The 25,348-nt window shown below is 57.0% G+C and carries 32 protein-coding genes and 1 pseudogene; 30 read left to right on the plus strand and 3 right to left on the minus strand.

Going from position 1 to position 25,348, the window contains the following annotated elements:
• The first annotated feature begins 103 nt into the window (after positions 1-103).
• The 28 genes and pseudogenes from ACIPY9_RS12085 (at position 104) to ACIPY9_RS12220 (ending at position 21,828) form a co-directional block, all read left to right on the plus strand.
• Entirely contained in the window at positions 104-451 is a 348-nt protein-coding gene (locus ACIPY9_RS12085; RefSeq protein WP_400700866.1) for a hypothetical protein, read from the plus strand.
• Between the two features lie 248 nt (positions 452-699).
• Complete coding sequence (locus tag ACIPY9_RS12090; protein WP_400700869.1) at positions 700-1,089, plus strand: chemotaxis protein; 390 nt, start codon at positions 700-702, stop codon at positions 1,087-1,089.
• The gene (locus ACIPY9_RS12095) at positions 1,070-1,408 is read left to right on the plus strand and encodes a hypothetical protein (RefSeq protein ID WP_400700872.1); all 339 of its coding nucleotides are present in this window, start codon (positions 1,070-1,072) and stop codon (positions 1,406-1,408) included. Before ACIPY9_RS12090 ends, ACIPY9_RS12095 begins: the two co-directional genes overlap by 20 nt.
• Before the next feature lie 79 nt (positions 1,409-1,487).
• Positions 1,488-2,078: a hypothetical protein gene (locus ACIPY9_RS12100; protein WP_400700875.1), complete on the plus strand. Its 591-nt coding sequence runs from the start codon at positions 1,488-1,490 to the stop codon at positions 2,076-2,078.
• A complete protein-coding gene (locus tag ACIPY9_RS12105; RefSeq protein WP_400700878.1) occupies positions 2,075-2,257 on the plus strand; it encodes a DUF2635 domain-containing protein in 183 nt (60 codons plus the stop codon). Before ACIPY9_RS12100 ends, ACIPY9_RS12105 begins: the two co-directional genes overlap by 4 nt.
• An 18-nt stretch (positions 2,258-2,275) precedes the next feature.
• Positions 2,276-3,772 (plus strand): phage tail sheath subtilisin-like domain-containing protein, encoded by a 1,497-nt coding sequence (locus ACIPY9_RS12110; RefSeq protein ID WP_400700881.1) that lies wholly within the window; start codon positions 2,276-2,278, stop codon positions 3,770-3,772.
• Between the two features lie 60 nt (positions 3,773-3,832).
• Positions 3,833-4,180 (plus strand): phage tail tube protein, encoded by a 348-nt coding sequence (locus ACIPY9_RS12115; RefSeq protein WP_400700884.1) that lies wholly within the window; start codon positions 3,833-3,835, stop codon positions 4,178-4,180.
• The gene (locus ACIPY9_RS12120) at positions 4,177-4,473 is read left to right on the plus strand and encodes a phage tail assembly protein (RefSeq protein WP_400700887.1); all 297 of its coding nucleotides are present in this window, start codon (positions 4,177-4,179) and stop codon (positions 4,471-4,473) included. The genes ACIPY9_RS12115 and ACIPY9_RS12120 overlap by 4 nt, the downstream gene beginning before the upstream one ends.
• 130 nt (positions 4,474-4,603) lie before the next feature.
• Entirely contained in the window at positions 4,604-6,826 is a 2,223-nt protein-coding gene (locus ACIPY9_RS12125) for a phage tail tape measure protein (protein ID WP_400700890.1), read from the plus strand.
• Positions 6,823-8,088 carry a DNA circularization protein gene (locus tag ACIPY9_RS12130; protein WP_400700893.1) on the plus strand — a complete coding sequence of 422 codons (1,266 nt, stop codon included), beginning with the start codon at positions 6,823-6,825 and terminating at the stop codon, positions 8,086-8,088. Before ACIPY9_RS12125 ends, ACIPY9_RS12130 begins: the two co-directional genes overlap by 4 nt.
• A 4-nt stretch (positions 8,089-8,092) precedes the next feature.
• Entirely contained in the window at positions 8,093-9,142 is a 1,050-nt protein-coding gene (locus ACIPY9_RS12135; protein WP_400700896.1) for a phage baseplate assembly protein, read from the plus strand.
• A 42-nt stretch (positions 9,143-9,184) separates the two neighbouring features.
• Positions 9,185-9,694, plus strand: a complete 510-nt coding sequence (locus tag ACIPY9_RS12140; protein WP_400700899.1) for a phage baseplate assembly protein V — start codon at positions 9,185-9,187, stop codon at positions 9,692-9,694.
• Entirely contained in the window at positions 9,694-10,092 is a 399-nt protein-coding gene (locus ACIPY9_RS12145) for a phage GP46 family protein (protein WP_400700902.1), read from the plus strand. Before ACIPY9_RS12140 ends, ACIPY9_RS12145 begins: the two co-directional genes overlap by 1 nt.
• Positions 10,082-11,122, plus strand: coding sequence for a baseplate J/gp47 family protein (locus ACIPY9_RS12150; protein ID WP_400700905.1), 1,041 nt, complete (start codon positions 10,082-10,084; stop codon positions 11,120-11,122). The genes ACIPY9_RS12145 and ACIPY9_RS12150 overlap by 11 nt, the downstream gene beginning before the upstream one ends.
• A complete protein-coding gene (locus tag ACIPY9_RS12155; protein ID WP_400700908.1) occupies positions 11,110-11,709 on the plus strand; it encodes a YmfQ family protein in 600 nt (199 codons plus the stop codon). The genes ACIPY9_RS12150 and ACIPY9_RS12155 overlap by 13 nt, the downstream gene beginning before the upstream one ends.
• Positions 11,710-11,720: 11 nt before the next feature.
• Positions 11,721-12,425, plus strand: a complete 705-nt coding sequence (locus tag ACIPY9_RS12160; RefSeq protein ID WP_400700911.1) for a hypothetical protein — start codon at positions 11,721-11,723, stop codon at positions 12,423-12,425.
• A gap of 5 nt (positions 12,426-12,430) precedes the next feature.
• Positions 12,431-12,904 carry a hypothetical protein gene (locus tag ACIPY9_RS12165; RefSeq protein ID WP_400700914.1) on the plus strand — a complete coding sequence of 158 codons (474 nt, stop codon included), beginning with the start codon at positions 12,431-12,433 and terminating at the stop codon, positions 12,902-12,904.
• Positions 12,901-13,233 carry a hypothetical protein gene (locus ACIPY9_RS12170; RefSeq protein ID WP_400700916.1) on the plus strand — a complete coding sequence of 111 codons (333 nt, stop codon included), beginning with the start codon at positions 12,901-12,903 and terminating at the stop codon, positions 13,231-13,233. Before ACIPY9_RS12165 ends, ACIPY9_RS12170 begins: the two co-directional genes overlap by 4 nt.
• 228 nt (positions 13,234-13,461) lie before the next feature.
• On the plus strand, positions 13,462-15,072 hold the full coding sequence (locus ACIPY9_RS12175; protein ID WP_400700919.1) for a phage tail protein: 1,611 nt from the start codon (positions 13,462-13,464) through the stop codon (positions 15,070-15,072).
• Positions 15,069-15,413, plus strand: coding sequence for a tail fiber assembly protein (locus ACIPY9_RS12180; RefSeq protein ID WP_400700922.1), 345 nt, complete (start codon positions 15,069-15,071; stop codon positions 15,411-15,413). Before ACIPY9_RS12175 ends, ACIPY9_RS12180 begins: the two co-directional genes overlap by 4 nt.
• A 27-nt stretch (positions 15,414-15,440) precedes the next feature.
• A complete protein-coding gene (locus tag ACIPY9_RS12185) occupies positions 15,441-15,986 on the plus strand; it encodes a glycoside hydrolase family 19 protein (protein WP_400700925.1) in 546 nt (181 codons plus the stop codon).
• Positions 15,983-16,492, plus strand: coding sequence for a lysis system i-spanin subunit Rz (locus tag ACIPY9_RS12190; RefSeq protein ID WP_400700928.1), 510 nt, complete (start codon positions 15,983-15,985; stop codon positions 16,490-16,492). The genes ACIPY9_RS12185 and ACIPY9_RS12190 overlap by 4 nt, the downstream gene beginning before the upstream one ends.
• A gap of 350 nt (positions 16,493-16,842) precedes the next feature.
• On the plus strand, positions 16,843-17,958 hold the full coding sequence (locus tag ACIPY9_RS12195; RefSeq protein WP_400700931.1) for a hypothetical protein: 1,116 nt from the start codon (positions 16,843-16,845) through the stop codon (positions 17,956-17,958).
• 25 nt (positions 17,959-17,983) lie between these two features.
• Positions 17,984-18,186: pseudogene (locus ACIPY9_RS12200) on the plus strand (transposase); the annotation flags it as partial.
• 435 nt (positions 18,187-18,621) lie between these two features.
• Positions 18,622-19,221: an aminodeoxychorismate/anthranilate synthase component II gene (locus ACIPY9_RS12205; protein WP_400700934.1), complete on the plus strand. Its 600-nt coding sequence runs from the start codon at positions 18,622-18,624 to the stop codon at positions 19,219-19,221.
• A gap of 21 nt (positions 19,222-19,242) precedes the next feature.
• The gene (gene trpD, locus ACIPY9_RS12210) at positions 19,243-20,292 is read left to right on the plus strand and encodes an anthranilate phosphoribosyltransferase (RefSeq protein WP_400700993.1); all 1,050 of its coding nucleotides are present in this window, start codon (positions 19,243-19,245) and stop codon (positions 20,290-20,292) included.
• Positions 20,289-21,125, plus strand: coding sequence for an indole-3-glycerol phosphate synthase TrpC (gene trpC / locus ACIPY9_RS12215; protein WP_400700937.1), 837 nt, complete (start codon positions 20,289-20,291; stop codon positions 21,123-21,125). The genes trpD and trpC overlap by 4 nt, the downstream gene beginning before the upstream one ends.
• A 1-nt stretch (position 21,126) precedes the next feature.
• Positions 21,127-21,828, plus strand: coding sequence for a biotin/lipoate A/B protein ligase family protein (locus ACIPY9_RS12220; protein WP_400700996.1), 702 nt, complete (start codon positions 21,127-21,129; stop codon positions 21,826-21,828).
• A 13-nt stretch (positions 21,829-21,841) separates the two neighbouring features.
• Here ACIPY9_RS12220 and crp read toward each other — a convergent pair whose 3' ends face one another.
• Positions 21,842-22,486: a cAMP-activated global transcriptional regulator CRP gene (gene crp, locus ACIPY9_RS12225; protein ID WP_400700940.1), complete on the minus strand. Its 645-nt coding sequence runs from the start codon at positions 22,484-22,486 to the stop codon at positions 21,842-21,844.
• A gap of 211 nt (positions 22,487-22,697) precedes the next feature.
• On the opposite strand from crp, the gene ACIPY9_RS12230 reads away from it, so the two are divergent.
• Both ACIPY9_RS12230 and speD read left to right on the plus strand, forming a co-directional pair.
• Entirely contained in the window at positions 22,698-23,120 is a 423-nt protein-coding gene (locus ACIPY9_RS12230) for an OsmC family protein (protein WP_025262078.1), read from the plus strand.
• A 240-nt stretch (positions 23,121-23,360) separates the two neighbouring features.
• Complete coding sequence (gene speD / locus ACIPY9_RS12235; RefSeq protein WP_201004852.1) at positions 23,361-24,155, plus strand: adenosylmethionine decarboxylase; 795 nt, start codon at positions 23,361-23,363, stop codon at positions 24,153-24,155.
• A gap of 66 nt (positions 24,156-24,221) precedes the next feature.
• Here speD and coq7 read toward each other — a convergent pair whose 3' ends face one another.
• Positions 24,222-24,869 carry a 2-polyprenyl-3-methyl-6-methoxy-1,4-benzoquinone monooxygenase gene (gene coq7 / locus ACIPY9_RS12240; RefSeq protein WP_400700945.1) on the minus strand — a complete coding sequence of 216 codons (648 nt, stop codon included), beginning with the start codon at positions 24,867-24,869 and terminating at the stop codon, positions 24,222-24,224.
• 127 nt (positions 24,870-24,996) lie between these two features.
• On the minus strand, positions 24,997-25,335 hold the full coding sequence (locus ACIPY9_RS12245; protein WP_400700948.1) for a histidine triad nucleotide-binding protein: 339 nt from the start codon (positions 25,333-25,335) through the stop codon (positions 24,997-24,999).
• Positions 25,336-25,348: the final 13 nt, after the last annotated feature.

A 25,348-nucleotide genomic window follows, 5' to 3' on the forward strand; every position in this document is an offset into this window, starting at 1 on the left:
GGAACATTGAATCATGTGAAAGCCACGAGCCTCGAGTCATCGCCGTTGAGCGACATGAATGCGGAATCTTCCGCGACTAATCATTCGACTTAAAGGTGACACTATGTACCCAGTAAAAGTAGGCAAAAACTTCCGCACCCTTTCCCCGTTGCGTGGTGTGGTCCAACTCGTCTCTCCCGAAGAGAACGTCAACGGTCTGATCATTACCACCGGCCTGATCGCAGCAGCGAATGGCGCGGTCAATGTGTTTATTGGCGCAACTGCTCCTACTTCGCTGACCGACTTTTCAAAAGCCATCATCTTTTCGGGCAACGGTAACTCGGCTGCGGGTTCCAACGCTGAAGTGGTTCTGCCTTTCCCGCTGCTGGTTCCCGCCGGTAACGGTCTGTGGGCTGCATCGCAGACTACCGGGACTGCCGCAGTTGCAATGACCTGGGACCTGCTGGCGTAACCAGGTTCAGGCTTTGGAGTACAAGGGCTCATCAATGTGATGAGTCCTTTTTCAACAGATAGCACAGGTCACTATTCAGCCTTCCAGGCTGACGATCCGTGTTCGATTCCCAGTATCCGTTCCAAATTAGTCATAGCCCGGTCGCCTTGGTTTAACCATGGACGACACATTTCATTGGTCGACTCCCCCTGGCCGTCTTGTTTTTTGCGACGGGCATGGGGCTGTCTTCTTTTATTTCCGGAGTACCGATGGACCCAACTGACCTCGGCCCAGGCACAGCTACCTGGCTGGGCGGGACCGGCACCATCCTGCTTGGCGGCTTTTTGTGGCTGCGCAAGTTTTTATCGAAAGACGCTGCTGACAGGGCGATGGACAACGCAGACATCGGCACTGTCCGGCGCCTGAATGAACTGCTCGATTCCGAGCGTGAGGCTCGCAAGGAGGCTGAGGCCCGAGCCGATCAATTTGCAAAGGAACGCAACGAGCTGGCTGCTGCGGTGGGCCGGATGGAGGGCAAGGTTGAAGCCCTTACCAGCCAGATCGCTCAGCTCACGGACAAGGTGACCACGCAAAGTGCGGAAATCGCCCGACTTCGCTCTCAGCTAGGAGGTGCCACGGATGGACAGATGCGCAATTAACTTCATCGCTCGCCACTGGTGGCGTCGGGTCGAGATCTGGGTGATCGCTGCGCTGTTGGCGGCCGGCAGCCTGACCCTGGGCTTTCAGGCCGGGCAATGGTCGGCCGGTTTCGAGCACACCCGGCAACTGGCCGAGATACGCCGGGCATACGACGCGGCCATGGGCAAGCGAGACGTGAGCATGGCCAGGCTTGCCGAAAGTGCAACAGAAGCCGTCGGCAAGGCCGAAAGCGCTGCGTCAGTAGCAACCCAGGCGGCGAATACCGCCAGCCGTGCGGCTGACAAGGCCGATGCTGCGCTGAGCAAGGCCAGCCAATAGCGCTTCTTGTTTCAACGGTTCGAGCAGGGCGATGCCCTTGAGCCGTTCCGGATTGATTCCAACACCTCTGGACTTACCCATGAAGATAACCCCGATCGTTTCTCATCTGCAGACGACATGCCCGACCTTTGCCGGACGAATCAGCGCCGGTATCTATTGGAGTGCTACTGCGAGCAGCGCACCCACCGGTTACCCGGCGGCCTACGTGATTGCCACGGGCGATGCGGCAACCGCCAATGACCTGAACAACGTGGTGCGCCAGAACATCACCGACCGCATTGATGTGGTGGTGGTACTCGCTGGCAACAACGAGTCGGGCGAAGTGGCGAGCGAACAATTGCATGCCGTTCGCGCTGAACTCTGGCGCGCCCTGGTGGGGTGGTTCCCCGACAGTTATTACGAGCCGATGGAGTACACGGGCGGAGCACTGCTGCAAGCCAGCACTTCGCAAGTGGCCTGGCGCTTTGGTTTCGCGGCCGAGTTTCAGCTGGGCCGCAATACATCCGATCAGCCTGCCGAAACCTGGCAGGAGGCGTATCTGGATGCTCTGCCGGGTTTCACCGGCGCGACCTTCGAGATGGATGCCATCGATCCGGCAGACCCGAATCTGAAATCTCCCGGACCCGATGGCCGTATCGAAGTGAAGTTCTCAGGAGACGTAACACCATGACTCAACGCATCACTGTGGTACCGGCCTCTGGCCGTACGGTGCCCGACCCGGAGGCTGGCGACCTGTTGCCGGCCGAAGGCCGGGAAGTCCGTTTCAACGCATGGTGGCAGCGCCGTCACAACGACGGCGATATCACCCTCAAAACCGAGCAACCCACCACCCAAGCCGTCCAGGCGTAACTTAGAGGAAGCCAAACAATGGCTATCAGCTTCAATAACATTCCATCCGACGTTCGTGTACCGCTGTTCTATGCGGAAATGGATAACTCGGCCGCCAACAGCGCATCGGCCAGCATGCGTCGCCTGATCGTGGCTCAGGTCAACGACGATGCGACCGGCCCGGAAATCGGCACGCTGGTGCTGGTCCCCAGCGTTTCGTTGGCCAAGAACATCGGCGGTCAGGGCTCCATGCTGGCCTCGATGTATGAAACCTGGCGCAAGACCGACCCGACAGGCGAAGTCTGGTGCCTGCCCCTGCTCAGCACCGAAGGCTCCAAGGCCGGTGCGACCGTCACCTTCACCGGCACGGCAACGGAATCCGGTCTGCTGAGCCTGTACGTCGGCGGCGTGCGTGTGCAGGCGACCGTCGTCAACGGTGCGACAGCAGCCCAGGCGGCCAGCGCGCTGTCGGTGAAGATCAATGCAACCCCGGACCTGCCGGTCAAGTCGGTCGTCGAAGCGGGCGTACTGACCCTGTCCAGCAAATGGACCGGTGAAAGCGGCAACGACATCCGTCTGGAAATGAACCGTCTGGGTAAAACCAGTGGCGAAGTCACTCCGGCCGGTCTGACGGTCGTTGTCACTGCCATGACCGGTGGTGTCGGCACGCCCGATCAAGTCGCTGCACTGGCTGCGCTGGGCGATGAGCCTTTCGAGTTCATCTGCGTGCCATGGTCCGATACCACCACGCTCGATGCCTGGAAATCGGCCATGGATGACAGCACCGGTCGCTGGAGCTGGGCCAAGCAACTGTATGGCCATGTCTACAGCGCCAAGCGCGGTACGGTCGGTACGCTGGTCGCAGCGGGCCAACTGCGCAACGATCAGCACGTGACCATCCAGGGGGTGGAAGTCGGTGTTCCACAACCGGTGTGGGTACAGGCCGCGGCACTGGCTGCCCGTACGGCGGTGTTCATTTCGGCTGACGCCAGTCGTCCGACCCAGACGGGCACCATGGCAGGTCTGGACCCGGCCTCCGCCAGTGAGCGTTTCACGCTGACCGAGCGGGAATCGTTGCTGCGCTACGGCATCGCAACCGCGTACTACGAAGGCGGCTACGTGCGCATCCAGCGCTCGATCACCACCTACCAGAAAAACGCGTACGGCCAGGCTGACAACTCGTACCTGGACAGCGAAACCATGCACCAGTCGGCCTTCATCATTCGTCGTCTGCAAAACGTGATCACCAGCAAGTACGGCCGCCACAAACTGGCCAACGATGGCACCCGCTTCGGCGCCGGCCAGCCGATCGTGACGCCAAGCACCATTCGTGGTGAGTTGATCGCGCAGTACGCGAAGCTGGAAGAAGAAGGCCATGTCGAAAACGCCGAACTGTTCGCCGAGCACCTGGTGGTCGAGCGCGACAGTCAGGACCCGAGCCGCGTGAACGTGATGTTCCCGCCGGACTACATCAATGGCCTGCGCGTATTCGCGCTGCTCAACCAGTTCCGTCTGCAATACGACGAAGCGGCATAACTTCAACCTCAACATTCAAACCCGCCTTGTGCGGTTTTTTTCATTCTGGAGATAAAGAACATGGCTCAAAAAGTAGCTGGTACCTGCTACATCAAAGTGGACGGAACTCAATTGACTATCAGTGGCGGCGGCGAAGCCCCTCTGATGAACGTCAAGCGCGAGACCGTCGTGCCGGGTTATTTCAAGGAACAGGACAAGGTGGCGTCGCTGAGTTTCACAGCGGTTCATACCCCGGACTTTCCCTTGAAGGCACTGACCACCGGCGTGGACATGACCATCACCTGCGAATTCCAGAACGGCAAGATCTACGTGCTGTCCGGTGCGTATCTGGTGGCCGAGCCGGTCAGCAAAGGCGAAGACGGCACCATCGAACTGCAATTCGACGGTAGCCAGGGGAGCTGGCAATGAGTGAAGTCATCGCACTGGCGAACCCTATCGAGGCCCACGGTGAATCCCTTTCGCAACTGACGTTCCGTCGCCCTACGGCCCAGGAAGCACGAGCGATCAAGGCATTGCCGTACAAGATCGACAAGCACGAAGAAGTTTCGCTCGACCTTGATGTCGCGGCGAAATACATCGCGGTCTGCGCAGGCATTCCGCCGTCCTCGGTCGATCAACTGGACCTTTCCGATATCAACAAACTGAGCTGGAAGGTCGCGAGTTTTTTCATGGCAGCGGCATCAGAGACCTCGAAGGCCTGATAGCCGTCGTCTACGACCTCGCGTACTTCTGGAAGGTTGATCCTGAATCGATGATGTCCAGGTCACTGGACGTCATCACCGAATCGATCTTGCAGTCGCAGCGTATCAATCAGATCCTGCAGGGGGAGTGATGGCAGACACATTCAAGCTCGAAACGCTGATTACCGGCGTCGACAAGCTGTCTCCAACACTGGCGAACATCCGCAAGAATGTTGATGGTTTTCAAGAACAGCTCAAGGGCTCGGGCTTGGGGAACATCAACCTTGCAGGCGTGATCGAGGGGAATGCCTTTACGGCCCCCTTGATTGCCGGGGTAAAGGCAGCAATCAATTTTGAAACATCCATGGCCAGTGTCAAAAAGGTCGTGGCGTTTGAAACACCGCAACAATTCCAGCAAATGAGCACTGACATTCTGGATCTGAGCGAACAGCTTCCAGAGACGGCCAATGGCATTGCTGCAATCGTGGCTGCTGGCGCCAAGGCCAGTGTGCCGCGTGAGCAGCTCAAAGGCTTTGCGGCCGACGCCGTGAAAATGGGCGTCGCGTTCGGTCAGACCTCGGCGGAGTCGGGTGACATGATGGCCAAATGGCGGTCGTCGTTGCAGCTCTCTCAGCCTGAAGTCAACAAGCTGGCCGAGCAGATCAATACGCTGGGCGGTAACGATCTGGAGAAACAGATTGCGACCATGGTGACTGCGATGGGGCCGCTGGGTGCTGTTGCAGGCCAGGCTTCTGCGCAGGTCGCCGCCATGGGCGCGACACTCGCGGGCATGGATGTGCCGGCAGATGTGGCGGCAACCGGCATGAAGAGCCTGGTGAAAACACTGAGCGAAGGCGGTGCCGCGAGCGCAGGAGCTTTCCAGTCGTTGCAACTCGATGCCGCTCAGGTGGCAGAAGGGATGAAAACAGACCCTTCCGCGACCATCGAAAAGGTACTGACCGCGATCTCGCAGGTCGATCCGTCCAGACAGAAGGACATGGTTTCGCAAATGTTTGGCGCCGATTCCTTGGGGGCCATTACACCGCTGCTGAGCAGTCTCGATGTCTTGAAGAGCAACTTTGGCAAAGTCGCCGAGGGGGCCAGATCCGCCGGTTCAATCGAACAGGAGTTTGCGGATAACTCCAATACGACGGCGGTTGCCATACAGCAGATGCACAATCGTATCGAACGTCTGGGCGTCAATATCGGCAGCATTTTCTTGCCTGCGCTGAACGAAGCGCTGGCTGTTATCGGCCCCATGATTTCCATGGTCTCGGCTCTGGCAGCCGAGCATCCGGAAGTCATTAAGGGCGTTGTGGGCGCGGCCATTGCCTTTGGCATCCTGCAAGTGGCTGTGCTGGCTGCAACGAGTGCGGCCGGTTTGTTGAGCGCAGTCATGGGCAAGTCGCCCTTGGGGCTCATTGTGCGAGGCATTACTTTGGCAGCCGGGATGCTGATTGCCAACTGGTCTTCTGTCGTCTCGTTCTTCACTGCTGTCTGGGACTCGATACAACAGGCCGCCAGTGTGGCCTGGGAAGGATTGAAAACGCTGTTCTCCTGGTCACCGCTGGGCATGATCATTGAAAACTGGCAGCCGCTGACCGAAGTGTTCGCGGCGCTCTGGGAGGTCATCAAGGCGCTCGCCACGCCATTCTTCGACTTCCTGAAAATGATCTTCGCCTGGACACCACTGGGCATGATCGTGGCGAACTGGCAACCGATCACCGAGTTCTTCGGTGTCGTGTGGGACGGGATCAAGGCTTCAGCGCTGCTGTTTTTCGAGGTGCTGCAAACCCTGTTTTCCTGGTCGCCATTGGGCTTGCTCATCGCCAACTGGCAGACGGTCACCGAGTTCTTCGGTGGGGTGTGGGAGGTGATCAAGGCCCCCGCGCTGCTCTTTGTCGATGTGTTGAAGACCATGTTCGCCTGGTCGCCGCTGGGGTTGATCATTCAGCACTGGGAACCGATCAGGACATGGTTCTCGGATCTGTGGAGCGATGTAACAGAAGGCATCAACTCGGCACTGAGCTTTTTCGGTGGCGGGGATGTTCTTGGGAGCATTACTCGCGGACTCAAGCAGTTCTCTGAAGAACAGAGGACTCGCAACGCAGGACCGGGAGGCGGTACTGGCGCATTCCTGATGGCCGGTGCGGCTAACTCCAGTGATGTGCTCGGCCCGCAGAACATGCCTGCACCCGGCAGCCTGCTTCTACAAGGGAGCGCTGCCAATCGACGGCTTGAGGGCGAACTCAATATCCGCTTTGAAAATGCCCCCGCAGGGATGCGTCCGGGTGAGATGCGGACCAATCAACCCGGCTTGACGGTTTCGCCAAGCGTTGGCTTCCGAACCCTCGGGGCAGGAGATGGATCATGACGACATGGCGTGACAGGATGATGCCCGCTTCTTTCCGGGGCATTGGTTTTTTCATCGATTCGGACAGTGTCCCGGTGGGGCGCAAAGGGCAGCTTCACGAGTTTCCACAGCGCGACGAGCCTTATTTCGAGTCACTGGGCAAGCAATCGCAAATCCATACCATGAGTGCCTTCCTCATCGGCGCAGACTGTTTCGAGCAGCGCGACAAGTTGTTGGCGGCACTTGAGGCGGTGGGTGCGGGTGAGCTTGTCCATCCATGGCTTGGGCGTATGCAGGTGCAGGTTGGCAGCTGCACCATGAAGCACAACCGGCAGAACGGTGGCATGGTCCAGCTGGACCTCGTTTTCTACCCGGATCAGCCGCTTCGTTTCCCCACGTCGACGGTCAACACCGCACGACAGGTTACGCAGGCGTCCGAAGGGTTGCTGGATTCGGCACTCAGTCGTTATCAGACGGTCATGTCTAAAGTGGACGCTGCGCGCATCAACATTCAGGCGCTGCGCAGCGCGTTGTCGGGGGTGTTTGCCGTGATTCAGCGGCAGTTTTCCCCGTTCATGACGATCTATTCGGACGTGACCAGCCTGGTGCATTCGCTGGTCAATGCGCCGCTGGCATTGAGCACGATGTTTTCCAGTTTCCTTGCCAGCTTCGAGGGCGACAGTAGCAACAGCAGCCAGTCGTCAGGGACTGACACCGTAAATTACAGAGCGACGATTTCCGAGGCCACTCAGCAGGCCGAAGCGGTGAGCACCATCAATCAGGTCAGCCAGGCCAGTGGAGTCGATACCGGCTCGACGGCTCAGGCTGCTGCGGATCTGGTACAGGATTCGTTGCTGGTCAAGGTGGCTCTGGTGGTGGCAAGCATGCCGATTGCGGCTACGGTGGTGCCGATCAGTGCCACGCCTGCGCTTGACCAGCAGTTGATCCTGCCGGTCGAACGTGCGCAGGTTCCCGTTGCCGATGATGTGATCGAGTTGCGCGACACGCTCAGTTCAGCGATCTGGGAGGCTTCGTTGAAAGCGGACCCGGAGCATTACCTGGCGCTCAATACCTTGCGTCAGTCATTGATCCGGCACCTGAACGCCGTGGCGGCTTCCGGGGTGCGTCTGGTGGATATCAAGGTGGCTGAGCCACTGCCTGCGCTGGTGCTGGCTTACCGTCGTTTTGGTGATTCAACCCGTTCTGCTGAAGTGGTGCAGCGCAATCGTGTCCAGCATCCAGGTTTCATATCGCCCGGCACTTTGAAAGTCGCTCAGGAGTAATCCCATGGACAAGGCGAATGCTGTCACCTTGACGGTGGGCAGCCAGGATTACAGTGGCTGGAAATCAGTGACCATCTCGGCCGGTATCGAGCGTCAGGCCCGCAGTTTCAACGTGAGTATCACCTGGCAGTGGCCGGGGCAAAGTGTTTCTCGACCGATCAGGCAGGGTGACCGATGCGAGGTTCGCATCGGAGGCGAGCTGGTGCTGACCGGCTGGATTTTTGCTGCGCCGGTCAGCTATGACGGCAAGCAGATCACCCTGACTGTTGCCGGGCGCTCCCTCACGGCGGATCTGGTGGATTGTGCCGCGATCAACAAGCCGGGCCAGTGGAAGGATCAGGGGGCCATCAGCATCGTCAAGGCGCTTGCGGCCCCCTACAACGTGGGGGTGGTGAGTGAAATCACCGAAACCGGCAAGGTTCCCAATCACACGATTGAGCCAGCCGAAACGGTGTTCAAGTCCATCGACCGACTCCTGACGCTGTTTCGCATTTTCTCCACGGACGATGAGCGAGGGCGTCTGGTGCTGGCCCGGCCAGGCAGTCAGGGACGAGCCGTGGACCGTCTGGAGCTGGGGCAGAACATTCTGTCGGCTTCGGCGGCTCTCGACTTTTCGAGCACCTTTTCCGAGTACCGGGTGATCGGGCAGCGCAGCGGCAACGACGTCACGTTTGCAGCGCAGGCCAGCGAAGTATCGGCTTCGGTGACGGATGACAGGATCACACGCAAGCGTGTCCTGATCATTCATGAGTCGGCACCGGTAACCCCCGAGCTGGCGCAGAGTCGCGCGAACTGGGAGCGCGGCAATCGCATGGGGAAGACGCAGGTCACCACCTACAAGGTGCAAGGCTGGCGGCAATCCAATGGCGATCTCTGGCGCCACAACACGCTGGTACGCGTCGTGGACCCGGTGATCGGTCTCGACCGGGACATGCTGATCTCGGAAATCACCTACACGCTCAACGAGCAAGGCACGGTGACGACGCTTGTCGTCGGTCCTCCCGAAATGTTCGATGCCGAACCCAATGACCCGCACAAGGGTGCCAAAAAGTAGCAGAGCGGCAACCAGGCGTTGCCCCCGAAAAGGAAAAACCTAATGAGCATACTCAATCGCATGCTTGTGCGTGGCACGGTGGTGCTCGCCAGAGCCACCAGCAAGCTCCAGGCCCTGCAAATGCGCCTGACCGCCGGTGAAATCAAGGACGACATGGAGCACTTCGAGCCTTATGGCTTCACCAGCAACCCTTTGGCCGGCGCTGAAGGCATTGCAGCCTTTATCGGTGGCGATCGGTCCCACGGGATTGTGCTGGTGGTCGCTGATCGTCGCTATCGCCTCAAGGCGCTGGAGGCGGGAGAGGTGGCGATCTACACCGACGAAGGGGACAAGATTCACCTCAAGCGCGGCAAGGTCATCGACATCGAAACCAACACCCTGAACGTACGGGCGGCTGTGGCGGTGAATTTTGAAACGCCACAGATCACCCAGACGGGGACGATCGTTTCCCAGGGCGATCAGGTCGCTGGCGGTATCAGTCAGATCGGCCATGCACACAGCGGCGTGCAGGCCGGTAGTGGTCAGAGCGGTCCGCCCGTGGGAGGTGCCTGATGGTCATCGCAGGTTCTCTCGAAGCCTCCTTGCTGCGCTCGGTCATCATCAGCCTCTTCACCTGGCGGCGAGCCGGGCCTGACGATCAGGTGGACGATGACGAGCGTTACGGCTGGTGGGGCGATACCTATCCGGCGGTGACCGATGACCGTATCGGCTCCCGCCTGTGGTTGTTGCGCCGCGTGAAACTCACTGCACAGACCCAGCGTGATGCCGAGTTCTACGCTCGCGAAGCGCTTGCCTGGCTGATCGAGGATGGTCATGTGCAGGAAATCAGCATCCTTACCGAGCGGGTTCAGACCAACCGCTTGAACCTTGGCGTCGTGCTGGTCGTTCCAAACGGCCAGGTCGTGCGCTTCAACCCATCCGAACAGTGGCAGGTGATCTATGCCCTTTGAAACTCCTACATTGCCTGAGCTGGTCAACCGCACTCAGGTCGATCTGGCCAACGAAGCGCTCCGGCAATCCGATGCCCAGGTGTTATCCCGTGCCCACAGCGGTGCAGCCTATGGGCTTTATGGGTATCAGAGCTGGATTGCCGACCAGATCCTGCCCGACACGGCAGATGAAGAAACCCTGGAGCGCCAGGCCGTTCTGCGACTTCGGCAACCCCGCAATGCCGCCCAGCCGGCCACGGGCTCGGTAAGTTTCACCGCGGCAGCCGGCGCGGTGCTGGATGCCGATACGGTGTTGCAGTTCAGCGATGGTCGCTCCTATCGCGTTACTCAAGGTTTGACTACGGTGGCGGGCAATAACGTGGCCACGGTCGAGGCTGTGGACGCGGGTATTCTGGGTAACGCGGATGCCGGTCTGGTGATGACCGCCGTTCAGCCCATCGAAGGGATCGACAGCAGCTTCACGGTGCTGGCGGATGGTTTGTCTGGAGGGATCGCTCAGGAAAGCATCGAGTCGCTGCGGGCCCGTGTGGTGCGCTCATATCGTGTGATCCCCCATGGTGGCAATCAGGATGATTACGTGACCTGGGCGCTGGAAGTGCCGGGCATTACCCGTGCATGGTGTGTGCGGCAATACATGGGGCCGGGCACCGTAGCCGTTTTCGTCATGCGTGATAACGACGCGACCCCGGTGCCTGATAACGATGAGCGTGCCCAAGTGGCCGATTATATCGAGTCGTTACGTCCGGTGACGGCGGAGCTCTATGTGCTGGCTCCGGTGCAGAAACGGGTGATTTACACAATCAAGCTGACTCCGGATACCTCCACTGTGCGTGCGGCGGTTCAGGCGCAGTTGATGGACCTTCACAACCGCGAGGCCGGACTGGGCGAAACGCTGTTGCTGACGCACATCGCCGAGGCTATCAGCGGTGCGACGGGAGAAACCGATCATGTCCTGAGTTCTCCTGTCGCCAATGTGCAAGCCAACCCCAATCAGTTGCTGGTATTCGGAGGGATTGTATGGTCGTCCTGAGAACTGCCCGGCAATACGCCGATCAACTGCACGCCCTGTTGCCATCCGGACCGGCCTGGGACCCGGAGCGAGTTCCCGAACTGAAAACGGTGTTCAGCGGGTTATCCCAGGAGCTTGCTCGCATCGATGGCCGGGCATTCGACCTGCTCAACGAGATGGACCCGGCCAGCGTCAGTGAACTGGTTCCGGACTGGGAGCGGGTCATGAACCTGCCCGATCCATGCCTGGGCCTGAGCCCCTTGTTCGAGGACCGACGTTTGTCGGTGCGACAGAGGCTCGTGGCTGTAGGAGGGCAAACCCCGGCGTTCTACGTCGATATTGCCGTCAGCCAAGGCTATCCCGATGCCACCGTCACTGAATACCGAGCGCCCCGTATGGGGCGTTCTCGTTTTGGCAAGGCGCACTTCGGCACCTGGAACGCGCAATTCATGTGGGTCCTGAATACCGGCGGCCGCAAGCGACTGGGGCGTCGTTTTGGCGCGAGTTACTGGGGCGAGCGCTTCGGTGTGAATCCCGGAACGGCCATCGAATGTTTGATCCATCGGGCAGCACCTGCCCACACCACAGAGTTCGTTAATTTCAACTGAGGAGTAACACCGTGGACTATCCAAAAAGCGTCCCCAGCGTCGGGCTGGTCAATGGGAAGTTTGTTGATGAAAACACTGTGTCCGGTGCGCCGGGCTCTCTGATTTCCGCCAGTTGGGGGAATGCCGTAACGGATGAGTTGCTGGCCGTTATTCGGGCTGCTCAGCTTGATCCTAAGGAAGACGATCTGGACCAGTTGCTGGAAGCCATCCGCTATATCGTGCAGGACGATGCTTATGCCAAGGCTCGCGTTTACAACAAGGAAGAAATCGATGCATTGCTGGACTCGAACAGTGCCCCAGCAGTGGTTCATGCCACATCCAGCAAGGAAGGTATCGCACGTTTCGGTACGATGGCTGAACAAGTCGGCGGCGTTTTGGATAGTGTTATTTCCCACCCTCTTGGCGTTGTGACTCTGCTGAACTCCTGGTTCTCGAAAAGAACGTTTTCCGCCAATGACTACATTCGCATTCCCGATGTTGATGGCGGTTTGATTATTCAGTGGGGCTATGTGTGGAAGCCGAGCTCCGACCCTGTTGCTGTGACGTGGCCTGTGGCTTTCCCCAAGTTTTTCTGTCGGTGTATTGCCTCCGTTGGAGGCGCTTCGATCCCGCTTAACGCTGTATCAACGGGGACGCCGAGCCAAACGGGTGCCACTTTCTATTCCAACTCTGGTGGTACGGGCTGGGACATTTCTTACATCGTTATTGGGTGGTAATTATAATGTCGATTTCCAAATTTTATTCAGTTGCAACAGGTGGCTTCTACTCCTCCGATATTAACGGCTCTGATATTCCCAATGATGCTGTAGAAATTTCGGAGACGATGTATCTGGACCTGCGCGAGGGGCGCGCGCAAGGTAAACAGATTCTCATGAATGCCTCCGGACTCTTTGAGTTGAAAGAGGTGGAACTGTCCTCTGATGAAGTTATTCGGTTGCTTCGCGATGGTATTCAGCAACATATGGATGCCGCAGCTGTTACAGCGGGTTATGACGATATCAGAAGTGCGATTACTTATGCCGACGAGCCCGCGGTTCCTCGTTTCCAGGCTGAAGGCCAGGCATTTCGAGCCTGGCGCAGCCTGGTTTGGGATTACTGCTATAAGCAGATTGATGCCGTGAAAGCCGGAGCACGTGATACCCCTACGCTGGACGAGCTGGTTTACGAACTTCCGACATTGGCGTTACCGCAATGACAGACGTCGTGGGGTATGTCGAAGCCTATGGCCGCCGTAAATACTGGCTGTCGTTATTGATTGCTGCCGATCAGTTCGTCAATGCCCTGCTGTGGGGGTATATCGACGAAACACTCAGCAGCAGGGCCTACCGCTGTCGCGATAAAAAGCGACGTTGGGCAATTGCTGAAAAGGTGATTAACACTCTGTTCTGGCGCGACCGGCAAGGCGATTTGCGTCATTGTCAGATTGCTTACTACGCCGAAGTGGCGCGTGAGCATCTGCCGCAGGATTTGGGTTCGCTCGCCGTGGTGGGCGATGATCAGGACGTTTTACAAAACCTCTCCTGATGCATGCGCAGGCCGTGTTGGTCGCGACTCAAAATGTTTTTATAAATTAATAAGTCTCCGGACAGTTGTTCAGCAACGGGCGATAGAGTTAGTCCCCTCTATGTTGGCGCTGAGCCGTTCAACTGTGCGTGAGAGATACACGAGTTTCGGTGGGGCGAGTAAGGACTCGTTTCACTTGACAATATCGGCGTATGACGTCGTTTTTATTAACTTGATCAGGAGTAAGTCGTGGACTATCCAAAAAATGTTACCGGCGTAGGGCTGGTAAATGGAAAGTTTGTTGATGAAGATGTTGTAAGTGGAACGCCAGGTTCTTTGATTCCTGCCAGTTGGGGGAATGGGGTCACGGATGAGCTGCTTGCTGTTATTCAGGCCGCTCAACTCGATCCGAACGAGGAAGACCTGGATCAACTGCTGGAAGCCATTCGCTATATCGTGCAGGACGATACTTATATCAAGGAGCGTGTTTATAACAAGGAAGAAATGGATGCCTTGTTGAAAAACAACAATGCGGTGCCAATTGGCATGATGGTTCCGTTTCCGAAGGCCGATATTCCTCCCGGTTTTCTTGAGGTCGACGGTAGCCTGCAGAGTATTGCCGCTTACCCCGACCTGGCGGCGTATCTGGGGACGAAGTTCAACCAGGCAAGTGATCCGGCAGGTTACTTCCGTCTTCCAGAATCGCGTGGCGAGTTTCTGCGTGGTTGGGATCATGGGCGGGGTGTGGATGCCGGTCGAGGGCTTGGGACTTTTCAGGATCAGTCACTGGGAGCTCATGCTCACAAAGACACAGGCTTTGTCGATAATGTGGGAGGTGGTTCTGGAGCCACTGGTGTAACGGGGGCGGTCGCCGCTGCCAGTTCATTCTTTGGCAAGGTCTACGGCAGTTCTTCTTCGACAACAGCGAAGGCTTATGTGGAAAGCTCGGCTGGCTCTCTTGGGGGAGCTATTGCTGGTTTGACGTCTGGCAGTGCGGGGGGGACTGAAACCCGGCCTCGCAACATTGCCGTTGTGTGGTGCATCAAGGCCTGGAGCGCTCCGATCAATCAGGGAAATATCGATGTTGCTGCATTGGCTGATCAAGTGCAGAAGTTCTCGGTGAACGGGCCTGTTGTCGGGAGTGTTCGCAGGGGAGCCATGCGCATCCCGAGCCCATCGGCGACGGCCACCTACACAGCTGATGAGCTGGTGGTTGAAACGGCTCTTGGCGGGCTGCCGTATCGTTTAGCCAGTTTCTCCCAAACTATTAACCTGTCCACCATCGGTGTTGGCGGGATGGATACTGGCACCTCTCCGGCCAGCGGGTTCGTCGCCATCTACGCGATCTACAATCCTGCCACCAAGGCTCGGGGGCTGATTGGCGTTAATGCTGCCTCTAAAGTCTCGGAGGTGTACAACGGATCGAACATGCCGACTGGTTACACGGCATCGTGTCTGCTTACTGTTGTGCCTACAACATCTGGTGGGGGGTTTGGTGTGGCTTCGGTGAGTGGGCGCGATGTGACGATCCAGAGCGCTTATGTTTACACCAGCACCTCTGTGGTTGCGAATGTTCTGGTTACGCCAAACAACGTGCCGGCCAACGCCGTTACTATCGGCGGGGTGATGGAGCAGATGTGTACTTCGGCAACTCAGCTATCGATAGGCGTATCTAGTGGAGATACGGTAACAGGTACGAACAGCCTTACAGGTTATGTAATGGCCACAGGAACAAGTGGGGCATCGTTCTACAACCTGATTCTCAACTCATCGAAGCAATTCATTCTTACCACGTCTCTTCTCTCTGGCACGAGCGGTACGCCGACGTTCAAAATAGCAGTATCGAGGTACTCCATATGAAATATCTTCAAATCGACAATAGCGTAGCGGTTACGGCTTTTGGTGGTCCGCAGGATCCAAATGTTTGGCCGAATCTGATCGAGGTCGAAGACGATGACCCGCGTTACCTGGCACTCATCGCTCCGTCGGAACCGAACAAGACCGCATTGGCTGCATTGACACGTGACAACCTGATGGCCGTTGCCGTGGAGGCCATGACCCCCCTATTGTTGTCTCTGCAATTGGGGGACGCAACGACCGAGGAAACGGCAAGCGCCAAAGCGTGGCAAGCCTATGTCAGGGCCCTGAAACTCATTGACCTGACGGTTGAGCCAACAGCCTGGCCTGAACAACCTCAGTAATCACCCGGCGTTTCGCCAGGAGAACACATGCCAATCGATCTACAGCAACTACTTCAAATCCTCCCCAACGCCGGCCCTAAAGCCGGCGTTTTTGTTTCCGCTCTCAACACGGCCATGGCCCGCTACGACATCGTCAGCACACTGCGTGCAGCGGCTTTCCTTGCTCAAGTTGGTCATGAATCCGGCCAACTGCGGTATGTCCGTGAACTGGGAAACGATGCGTATCTGAAGCGTTACGACACCGGTCAACTGGCCCTGCGCCTGGGTAATACTCCCGAAGACGATGACGATGGACAGTTCTATCGTGGACGGGGGCTTATTCAGGTCACGGGCCGGGCGAACTATATGGCGTGCGGTGAGGCTCTGGGGCTGGATTTGCTCGATCACCCCGAGTTGCTGGAGCAACCGGAGCATGCCGCGATGTCGGCGGGCTGGTTCTGGGATCGGACAAGGCTCAATGCCTTGGCCGATCAAGGAAACTTCCTGCTGATTACCAAACGCATCAACGGTGGGACCAATGGTCTTGCTGATCGCGAGGCCTTTTATCAGCGCGCCTTGAAGGTGTTGTCATGACGACACTGGACCTGCGCTCTGTGGCACTGGCGTTGTTGTTTGGCCTGGGGCTCGGTGGCTGGGTGGCGTGGCAATGGCAGGCTCGCAGCTACGGTCAGCAATTGGCCGAGCAAGCCGAGTTTCACCAACGCGAACGTGAACAGGCCTCCAGGGCTGTCATTGCCTGGCAGGAAACGCAACAGAAACTGCGGCGGGACATGGAGGCCCGCCTGCAAACCAACGATGTCACTCACTATAAGGAATTGCGCGATGCACAGAAACTTCAGACGCAGTTGCGCAGCCGTCTGGCTACTGCTGATCTGCGGTTGTCAGTCCTCCTCGCCACCCCCGCCAGTGGTCGTGGAGAACCAGCCGTTGCCGCCTCCGGCAGCCTGGTTCATGGAGCCCCGCGAGGCGAACTTGACCCAGCGGCTGCTCAACGAATTGTCGCCATCACCGATGACGGCGATCAAGGACTGATTGCGCTGAAGGCCTGTCAGGCCTATGTCCGCGAAATCATCCATTGAGTTTTTCCGTTTCCATCAATATTAAACCGGTGGACACTCTCCTGAATGCACCCTCAGCAAATGCTTGTTACTGATGAGATCCAGTGACTTGGATTTTTGATGTTGCCTTCTCAAGGTGTTGCATTTTAATAGTTTTTACGTCGTGGGCCGCCAGGCTCCTGAAACAACAGGAGTCTGGCATGCTCATTCAATGGGCGATTGGTGGTAGGGGATTAGTTGGGTACTGAAACTAACGACACAGGTTGTACGCGAAATTTTCCGCCAGGAAAAATCCCAAACAGACATAAGCGCTGGATTAATATGTTGGATTCGCATAGATTTGGGATTTAAATCGGCGGGAGTGGCATGCATTGATTTTTTTACATATCCATCGGACGGGCGGATCGACTGTCTGGCATACGTTAGCAAACGCAGCTTTCCATCAAGGTCATCAGGTCATTGACCTGTATAACGAATCATGGGTGGCCTATCAAAACCCATTCAGTGCCGTTGATGTAATCAGACACATGGTTGTAGAGGGGCGAGGAAAGGGATGGGAGAACGAGTCACTCCTCATTCATCATCATACGCGTCAGAATATAGAAGGTCTGCTACCTCCTGAAGCAAGATGTTACGTAACGCTTGTTCGTGACCCTGTAGAGCGCTTCGTTTCAGAAGTATTTCACATCCGGAAGTTGTTGATGAAGGGCGCAGAGCTCACAGAAGAATTTCCTTTTTATCAAGGCGAATTTTCATGGTATCGAAAGGTGTTGGGAGAGTCGCTTTATGCAATGTTTATGCAGGAAGATGTCGGGCCCGACGAATTGTTGATCGAGGCTTCCAAATGTCCGTATTACAAGGATTTCTACTTTAATATTTTTTGGTCTTTATTGAAGCGTGATGTCACCCCTGTAGAACCAACGTATTACACCGAAAAAATAACGGATGACGTGAGGTCTGTATTGGTGGCGGCCATTAAAGAAAAATTCTTATACGTCGGGCAGTACCCTAAACTAGGAGAGGCTGTTTCGGCGATAGCATTTTTGAAAGGCGTCGTTGTCAACTCGGATGTTGACATGGTTCATGTCCGGAATGGCAGTAATAAACCTGATATTCGCCGTGAAACGTTAGACGAACTTAGGATCGCCAATGCAGACGAGTATCGACTCCTCTCAATGCTGGAGATGCCTGATAAGTTGGCGCGTGCATTAGAGCGCGCAGGGCGTGAAGAATATCTAAGGCGTGAAGTGGTCAGCCAAAAAAATCAGCTGTCCACTCAGTGTGACGTCCTTAATCAAACGATTCATGAGCTTCAACAGAGGTTGCAGGGTACGTGTAATGATTTGCGTCTTTCTCAGAGCGACGCTGTCGAGGTGCGTATGGAGTTAAATGCCGCTCAAAACCGTATTGAAGAGCTTCATCGCTCCACCTCTTGGCGCCTCACTGCGCCATTTCGGTCAATCATTACATTTGTCAGGCGCTTGTGAGTTTTTCAGACAGTTTGCCACTTACTTCGGTACGGTGCCCACTCAGCACAGCAACGGACAAGCCGTGCGACCGGGCAAGATGAGCAAGCGAGGCGATGCCTACTTGCGCAGCCTGGCGATCCAGGGCACACACCGGCCCTGATGCATGTGCGGGCCGATTCAGAGCAGCCGGACGACCAGCGTCTGTTGCGTTGGTTATTACGCCTGGGTCGCAAGGAGGCGACGATGAGCCAGTCTGTCAGCAGACAGAGTTTTGCCTGCTTGACACATTCGCGAATGAATTCGCCCTTACGGCTATCTATCCAGACACTGATCTGCCTCCTAAAAGCTCATCTGATCGGATACGCGACTCGTTTTCCCCGGCACAATCATATTGCGCCGTGTGATTCGGTAAGTTAATGTCCCGGAACGTATAGATGAGACTCCTCCCGTGACGATTGTCAGCAAACTCTTGATGCGCGTTATCAAGGCCCACGCCCGTTGGCGTTGGCGCGCCTGACTCTTTCTTTCCGGCCATGCCGGACCTGCACCTGTATGCCTTCAAAACCGTTGTTGTATGCCATCTGGTCACGAATCGAGCTGTGACCGAGCGTGGGTACACCACGGGTATCGAGTTTGGAAGGCTTGAATAAAAGTCAGTAAATTCAAAAGGTTGATAGCAACATGCTGCTGATGATCGATAACTACGACTCCTTTACCTATAACGTCGTGCAATACCTGGGAGAGCTGGGGGCCGATGTCAAAGTGATTCGTAACGATGAGCTGACCATTGCTCAGATCGAAGCCTTGAACCCTGAACGCATTGTCGTATCCCCTGGCCCATGCACACCCAATGAAGCCGGTGTCTCGCTGGAGGTGATCACTCACTTCGCGGGCAAGTTACCGATTCTGGGCGTATGCCTGGGGCATCAATCCATTGGTCAGGCGTTTGGTGGCGATGTGGTGCGCGCCCGTCAGGTCATGCACGGCAAGACCAGTCCTGTGATTCATGAAGACAAGGGCGTGTTCAATGGCCTGAATCATCCACTGGTCGTGACCCGTTACCACTCCCTGGTGGTCAAGCTCGACACGCTGCCCGATTGCCTTGAAGTGACTGCCTGGACCGCGCTGGAAGACGGTTCGGTCGACGAGATCATGGGCCTGCGTCACAAGACATTGAATATCGAAGGGGTCCAATTCCACCCCGAGTCGATCCTGACAGAGCAGGGCCATGAGCTGTTCGCCAACTTCCTCAAGCAGACCGGCGGCACTCGTCAGGGTTAAGGACTTTTTATGAGCACACCAATGAATATCAAGACCGCGCTCAACCGTGTCGTCAATCAGCTGGATCTGACGACCGACGAGATGCGTGATGTCATGCGTGAAATCATGACGGGCCAATGCACGGAAGCGCAGATCGGTGCGTTCCTGATGGGCATGCGCATGAAAAGCGAGAGCATCGACGAAATCGTCGGTGCGGTTTCAGTTATGCGCGAGCTGGCCAGCTCGGTTGAATTGCAGTCGCTGGATAGGGTTGTGGACATCGTCGGTACGGGAGGCGATGGTGCGAATATCTTCAACGTTTCCACCGCCTCGGCATTCGTGATCTCGGCGGCGGGTTGTACGGTCGCCAAACACGGGAACCGCGCGGTTTCGGGCAAGAGCGGCAGTGCCGACCTGTTGGAAGCGGCCGGCGTTTATCTGAACCTGACGCCTGTGCAGGTGGCGCGCTGCATCGACAGCGTGGGCATTGGTTTCATGTTTGCCCAGTCTCATCACAGCGCGATGAAATATGCGGCCGGTCCTCGTCGCGATCTGGGACTGCGCACCCTGTTCAATATGCTTGGCCCGCTGACAAACCCCGCTGGCGTTCGCCATCAGGTGGTGGGCGTGTTCAACCAGCAGTTGTGCCGTCCATTGGCTGAGGTTTTGTCCCGCCTGGGCAGCAAGCATGTGCTGGTGGTGCATTCACAGGATGGCCTGGACGAGTTCAGCCTGGCCGCCCCGACCTTTGTCGCGGAACTGAAGAACGGCGAAATCACCGAATATTGGGTACAACCCGAAGACCTGGGCATGAAAAGCCAGAGCCTGTATGGCCTGGTGGTCGAAAGCCCGGCGGCTTCACTTGAACTGATTCGTGACGCGATCGGGCGTCGCAAGACCGAGAATGGGCAGAAAGCGGCCGAAATGATTGTGCTGAATGCCGGTGCAGCCCTCTATGCTGCTGATCATGCCTCAAGCCTTAAAGAAGGCGTGGAACTGGCGCACGATTCTCTGCATACCGGCCTTGCCCGGGAAAAAATGGAAGAATTGGGTGCCTTCACGGCGGTATTCAAGCAGGAGAACGAAGCATGAGTGTGCCAACTGTACTGGAAAAAATTCTCGCCCGTAAAGCCGAGGAAGTGGCTGCTCGTCGTGCTCAGGTATCGCTGGCAGAGCTGGAGCAACAAGCCGCTGTCGCCGATGCGCCCCGTGGCTTTGCCAATGCCTTGATCGAGCAGGCCAAACGCAAGCAGCCGGCGGTCATTGCCGAAATCAAGAAGGCCTCGCCCAGCAAGGGTGTGATTCGGGAGAACTTCCTGCCTGCCGAAATCGCCAAAAGCTATCAGGCCGGTGGTGCAACCTGTCTGTCGGTATTGACCGATATCGATTTCTTTCAGGGTGCCGATGCCTATCTGCAGGAAGCTCGCGCAGCATGTCAGTTGCCGGTGATTCGCAAGGACTTCATGATCGATCCGTATCAGGTGGTCGAAGCCCGAGCGTTGGGCGCGGACTGCATTCTGCTGATCGTGGCCGCTCTGGATGACGTGAAGATGGCCGAGCTGGCAGCGGTTGCCAAAGGTGTCGGTCTGGATGTGCTGGTCGAAGTGCATGATGGCGATGAGCTGGAGCGGGCGCTCAAGACGCTCGACACGCCATTGGTCGGCATCAACAACCGCAACCTGCACACCTTCGATGTCAGCCTGGAAACCACGCTGGATCTGTTGCCACGTATTCCTCGCGATCGACTGGTCATCACCGAGAGCGGCATTCTCAACCGTGCCGATGTCGAGCTGATGGAGATCAGCGACGTGTATTCCTTCCTGGTGGGTGAGGCCTTCATGCGTGCCGAGCAGCCGGGTTCCGAATTGCAGCGCCTTTTCTTCCCTGAGCGTGGTGTTCCTGTCAGCGGATCGACCCTTGACTGATCTGCATGCTCCGGTCATCGATATCTGCGTCGAGCAAGGGCTGAAGGCCGAGCAGGATTTGCTCGCGTCAGTCTGCGCCGGTGATGCCGATCATGGATTGCTGCTCTGGCGCCCGAGCGATCGGGCGCTGGTCATGCCGCGTCGGATGAGTCGCCTGCCGGGCTTTACCGAAGCCAGTGAAACGCTGGCTGACAGCGGCTGGCCTGTCCTGTTGCGTGAAACCGGCGGAGAGCCGGTTCCGCAGTCATCCGCCACCGTGAATATTGCGCTGGTTTATGCCCAGCCACACACAGACCTTGACCGCGACCGGATAGAAACGGCCTACCGGCGTTTATGTCAGCCGATTCTGGATGTCCTGACCGGACTGGGTGGCCTGGCGTCTCTGGGAGAGGTAGACGGTGCGTTCTGCGACGGGCGCTTCAACGTCAATCTCGATGGCCGAAAGATGGTGGGGACCGCCCAGCGCTGGCGCCAGAGCCAGGGTGGCTTGCGTCCTGTCGTGCTGGCGCATGGTGCATTGCTGCTGGATGACGAACGCAGTGAGATGGTGGCTGCCGTCAACCGCTTCAACGAGCTCTGCGAACTGGAGGCTCGTGTGCGTGCCGAAAGCCATATCGCCTTGTATGAAGCGTTTCCCGAAAGCCGTTTGGATGTACTTGAACGCCTGAGCCTGTCTTACCGGCAGATGCTCGCCGGGCTTTGAGCGGCAACGGCGTTCAACGTGTCCCGAAGACCACCATGGTCTTGCCTTTTACGTCGACCAGCTTTTGCTCTTCGAGAGCCTTTAGCACGCGTCCGACCATTTCCCTTGAACATCCCACGATACGTCCGATTTCCTGACGAGTAACCTTGATCTGCATGCCGTCGGGATGAGTCATGGCATCGGGCTGTTTACACAGGTCCAGCAGCGTACGTGCGACTCGTCCGGTGACATCGAGAAACGCCAGGTCGCCGACCTTGCGCGTGGTATTACGCAGGCGATCAGCCATCTGGGCACCAAGGGCGTACAGAATTTCGGGCTCTTGCTGCGCCAGCTCACGGAATTTGCAGTAGGAAATCTCGGCAACTTCGCACTCGGTCTTGGCTCGAACCCAGGCGCTGCGGACGGTTTCATGTCCCGCCTGCTCAAACAGTCCCAGCTCACCGAAGAAATCCCCGCTATTGAGGTAGGCAACAATCATTTCACGGCCTTCATCGTCTTCGATCAGGATCGTGACCGATCCCTTGAGGATGATGAACAGCGACTCGGATTTCTCGCCCGCGCAGACGATATTGCTTTTGGCGGCACAGCGTCGACGTTGTGCATGGGGGAGGAGCTTGTCGAGACTCTTTATTTTGGGTGTCAAGGTGATTGCGACCATGCGTGAATTCCGAAAAAAGGCTCTTGGCCTGATGGCACTTCTATAGGTATCGGCTGCTCGTGCGTTCTCGCCAGCTTTTCGAGGGGCGTTTGGCTTCATTTACGAATTTTCCTACACATTGGCTGCAAAAAGCATTTTTCGGGGCGGCACTCCAGCGGCTTTCCTGGCCTGTGCTAAGCTGGCCCCCTTTTTTTAGCAGTGGAGTCTGGCGATGAAGGCACGCATTCAATGGGCTGGCGAAGCCATGTTCCTCGGCGAGTCCGGTAGCGGTCATGTGGTGGTAATGGATGGCCCGCCTGAAAGTGGCGGCCGCAATCTGGGCGTTCGTCCCATGGAGATGGTGCTGATCGGTCTGGGCGGGTGCAGCAACTTCGACGTCGTCAGCATTCTCAAGAAGTCCCGTCAGCCTGTCGAAAGCTGCGAAGCCTTCCTTGAAGCTGAGCGTGCGAGCGAAGACCCCAAGGTTTTCACGAAGATTCACCTGCACTTCGTCGTCAAGGGGCGTGGCCTGAAAGAGGCCCAGGTCAAGCGCGCCATCGAGCTTTCGGCTGAAAAGTACTGTTCGGCGTCGATCATGCTGGGTAATGCCGGTGTGGAAATCACCCACGACTATGAAATTGTCGAGTTGGGCTAAGGCTCCGACATCCAACGATCATAAAAACGGCGCACACTCTGGCAGACGGCTTCCGACGTCTGCATAATGCGCGACTTTTTCAGGCGCAGCGTGCATTGGTTTTCTGCTGCTGCGCCCGGACAGACAACCAAAATCGCCAACGCGAAGAGGTGTTAACCGTCCTACGCAACTGAGCCGGGCTCAGCTGACGGGCATGCTTGATCACGCGGCTGACGCCGCATATATAGAGAGTTTTTAACGGTGAAAAGCAAACTCAAGCTCCACGGGTTCAACAACCTGACAAAGACCTTGAGCTTCAACATCTATGACATCTGCTATGCGGAAACCCCGCAAGACCAGCAGGCGTATGTCGAGTACATCAACAGTGTGTACGACGCAGAGCGCCTGACGCGGATTCTGACCGATGTTGTCGATATCATTGGTGCCAATATCCTGAACATCGCGCGTCAGGATTACGACCCGCAAGGTGCCAGCGTGACCATTCTGATCTCCGAGCAACCGGTAACACCTACCGAGAGCCAGATCGAAGAGTCGCCAGGCCCGTTGCCGGAAACCATTCTGGCCCATTTGGACAAGAGCCATATCACGGTTCACACCTACCCGGAAATTCACCCGGTCGACGGGATCGCGACTTTCCGCGTGGACATCGATGTGTCGACCTGTGGTGTGATTTCACCGCTGAAAGCGCTGAACTACCTGATTCACAAGTTCGAGTCCGATATCGTGACAGTCGACTATCGCGTCCGCGGTTTCACGCGTGATGTCGAAGGTAAAAAACACTTCATCGACCACGAAATCAACTCGATCCAGAACTACCTCTCCGAAGACACCCGTAACGGTTACCAGATGACCGACGTGAATGTGTACCAGGAGAACCTGTTCCACACCAAGATGCTGCTCAAGGAGTTCGAACTGGATAACTACCTGTTCGGCGACGCGACCAGCAACCTGTCCGCCGAGCAGCGTGAGCAGGTCACCGCCAAGGTGAAGCACGAAATGCTGGAAATCTTCTACGGTCGCAACGTAGCGGTCTGATTTCTGCACCAATAAAGAAGGCGCCGATCAAGGCGCCTTTTTTGTGCATGCTGTTTGCCCAGGCAATCAGATCCGGTAGGTGCTCTTGGTCATGACCTTGGCCAGAATACTCATGCCGAACTTCACCGGAGCAGGGAAGCGGAAACCGCCAGCGTCCAGAGCGGTTTCGGCGTGATGCTCTTCGTCTATGCGCATCTGTTCCAGAATCGCCCGGGACTTTTCATCCTCGACAGGGATTTGCTCCAGGTGTTCGTTCAGGTGCTTGCAGACCTGATCTTCCGTCGCTGCGACAAAGCCCAGGCTGACCTTGTCGCTGATCAGGCCGGCGGCTGCGCCGATGCCGAAAGACAGACCATAAAACAGCGGATTGAGCACGCTGGTATGGCTGCCCAATTGATAAATACGTTGCTCGCACCAGACCAGATGATCGATCTCTTCTTCGGCGGCATGCTCCATGGCCTTACGTATCTTGGGCAACTTGGCAGTCAATGCCTGGCCCTGATACAGCGCTTGTGCACAGACTTCGCCGGTATGGTTGATGCGCATCAGGCCTGCGACATGCCGGGTATCGACATCGCTCATCTTGTGTTCGGGGCGCGCGATGGCAGGAGACGGGCGCTGAGAGTGTCCGCTGGAGGGCAGCAAGGTGCGCATTGCGCTATCGGCTTGCAGCAACAGACGATCGAGGGGGGAATAGTGACGTTCGGTAGCCATGGGCACCTCCGGATAGGTCCATGCTGGCCAGTTTACTCCAATCGGAACGCTCCGGCTTGAGCTGGATCATCCCGCCAGCCTCCATAAGGGGGGGGGGCGACGGGACGCAAGGTCTTGAAAAATGGGCTCAGCCCGGCGGCCAGTTCATCTGACGCTGACCCAGAACATGCATGTGAATGTGATAAACGGTCTGTCCACCCAGCTCATTGCAGTTCATGACAACCCGGAAACCCTCTTCACAACCCAGCTCCCTGGCCAGACGTTGTGCCGTGAACAGGATATGACCCGCCAGACCCTTGTCCTCTTCGGTCAGGTCGTTGAGGGTGCGAATGGGCTTTTTCGGGATGACCAGGAAATGCACGGGCGCCTGAGGGGCGATGTCGTGGAAAGCCAGTACCTGATCGTCTTCATAGATGATCCTGGCCGGTATTTCCCGGTTGATGATCTTGGTGAACAAAGTATCCACAGCCGTTTGCTCC

It is taken from the genome of Pseudomonas sp. NPDC089734 (assembly GCF_044748865.1).
GTDB lineage: Bacteria > Pseudomonadota > Gammaproteobacteria > Pseudomonadales > Pseudomonadaceae > Aquipseudomonas.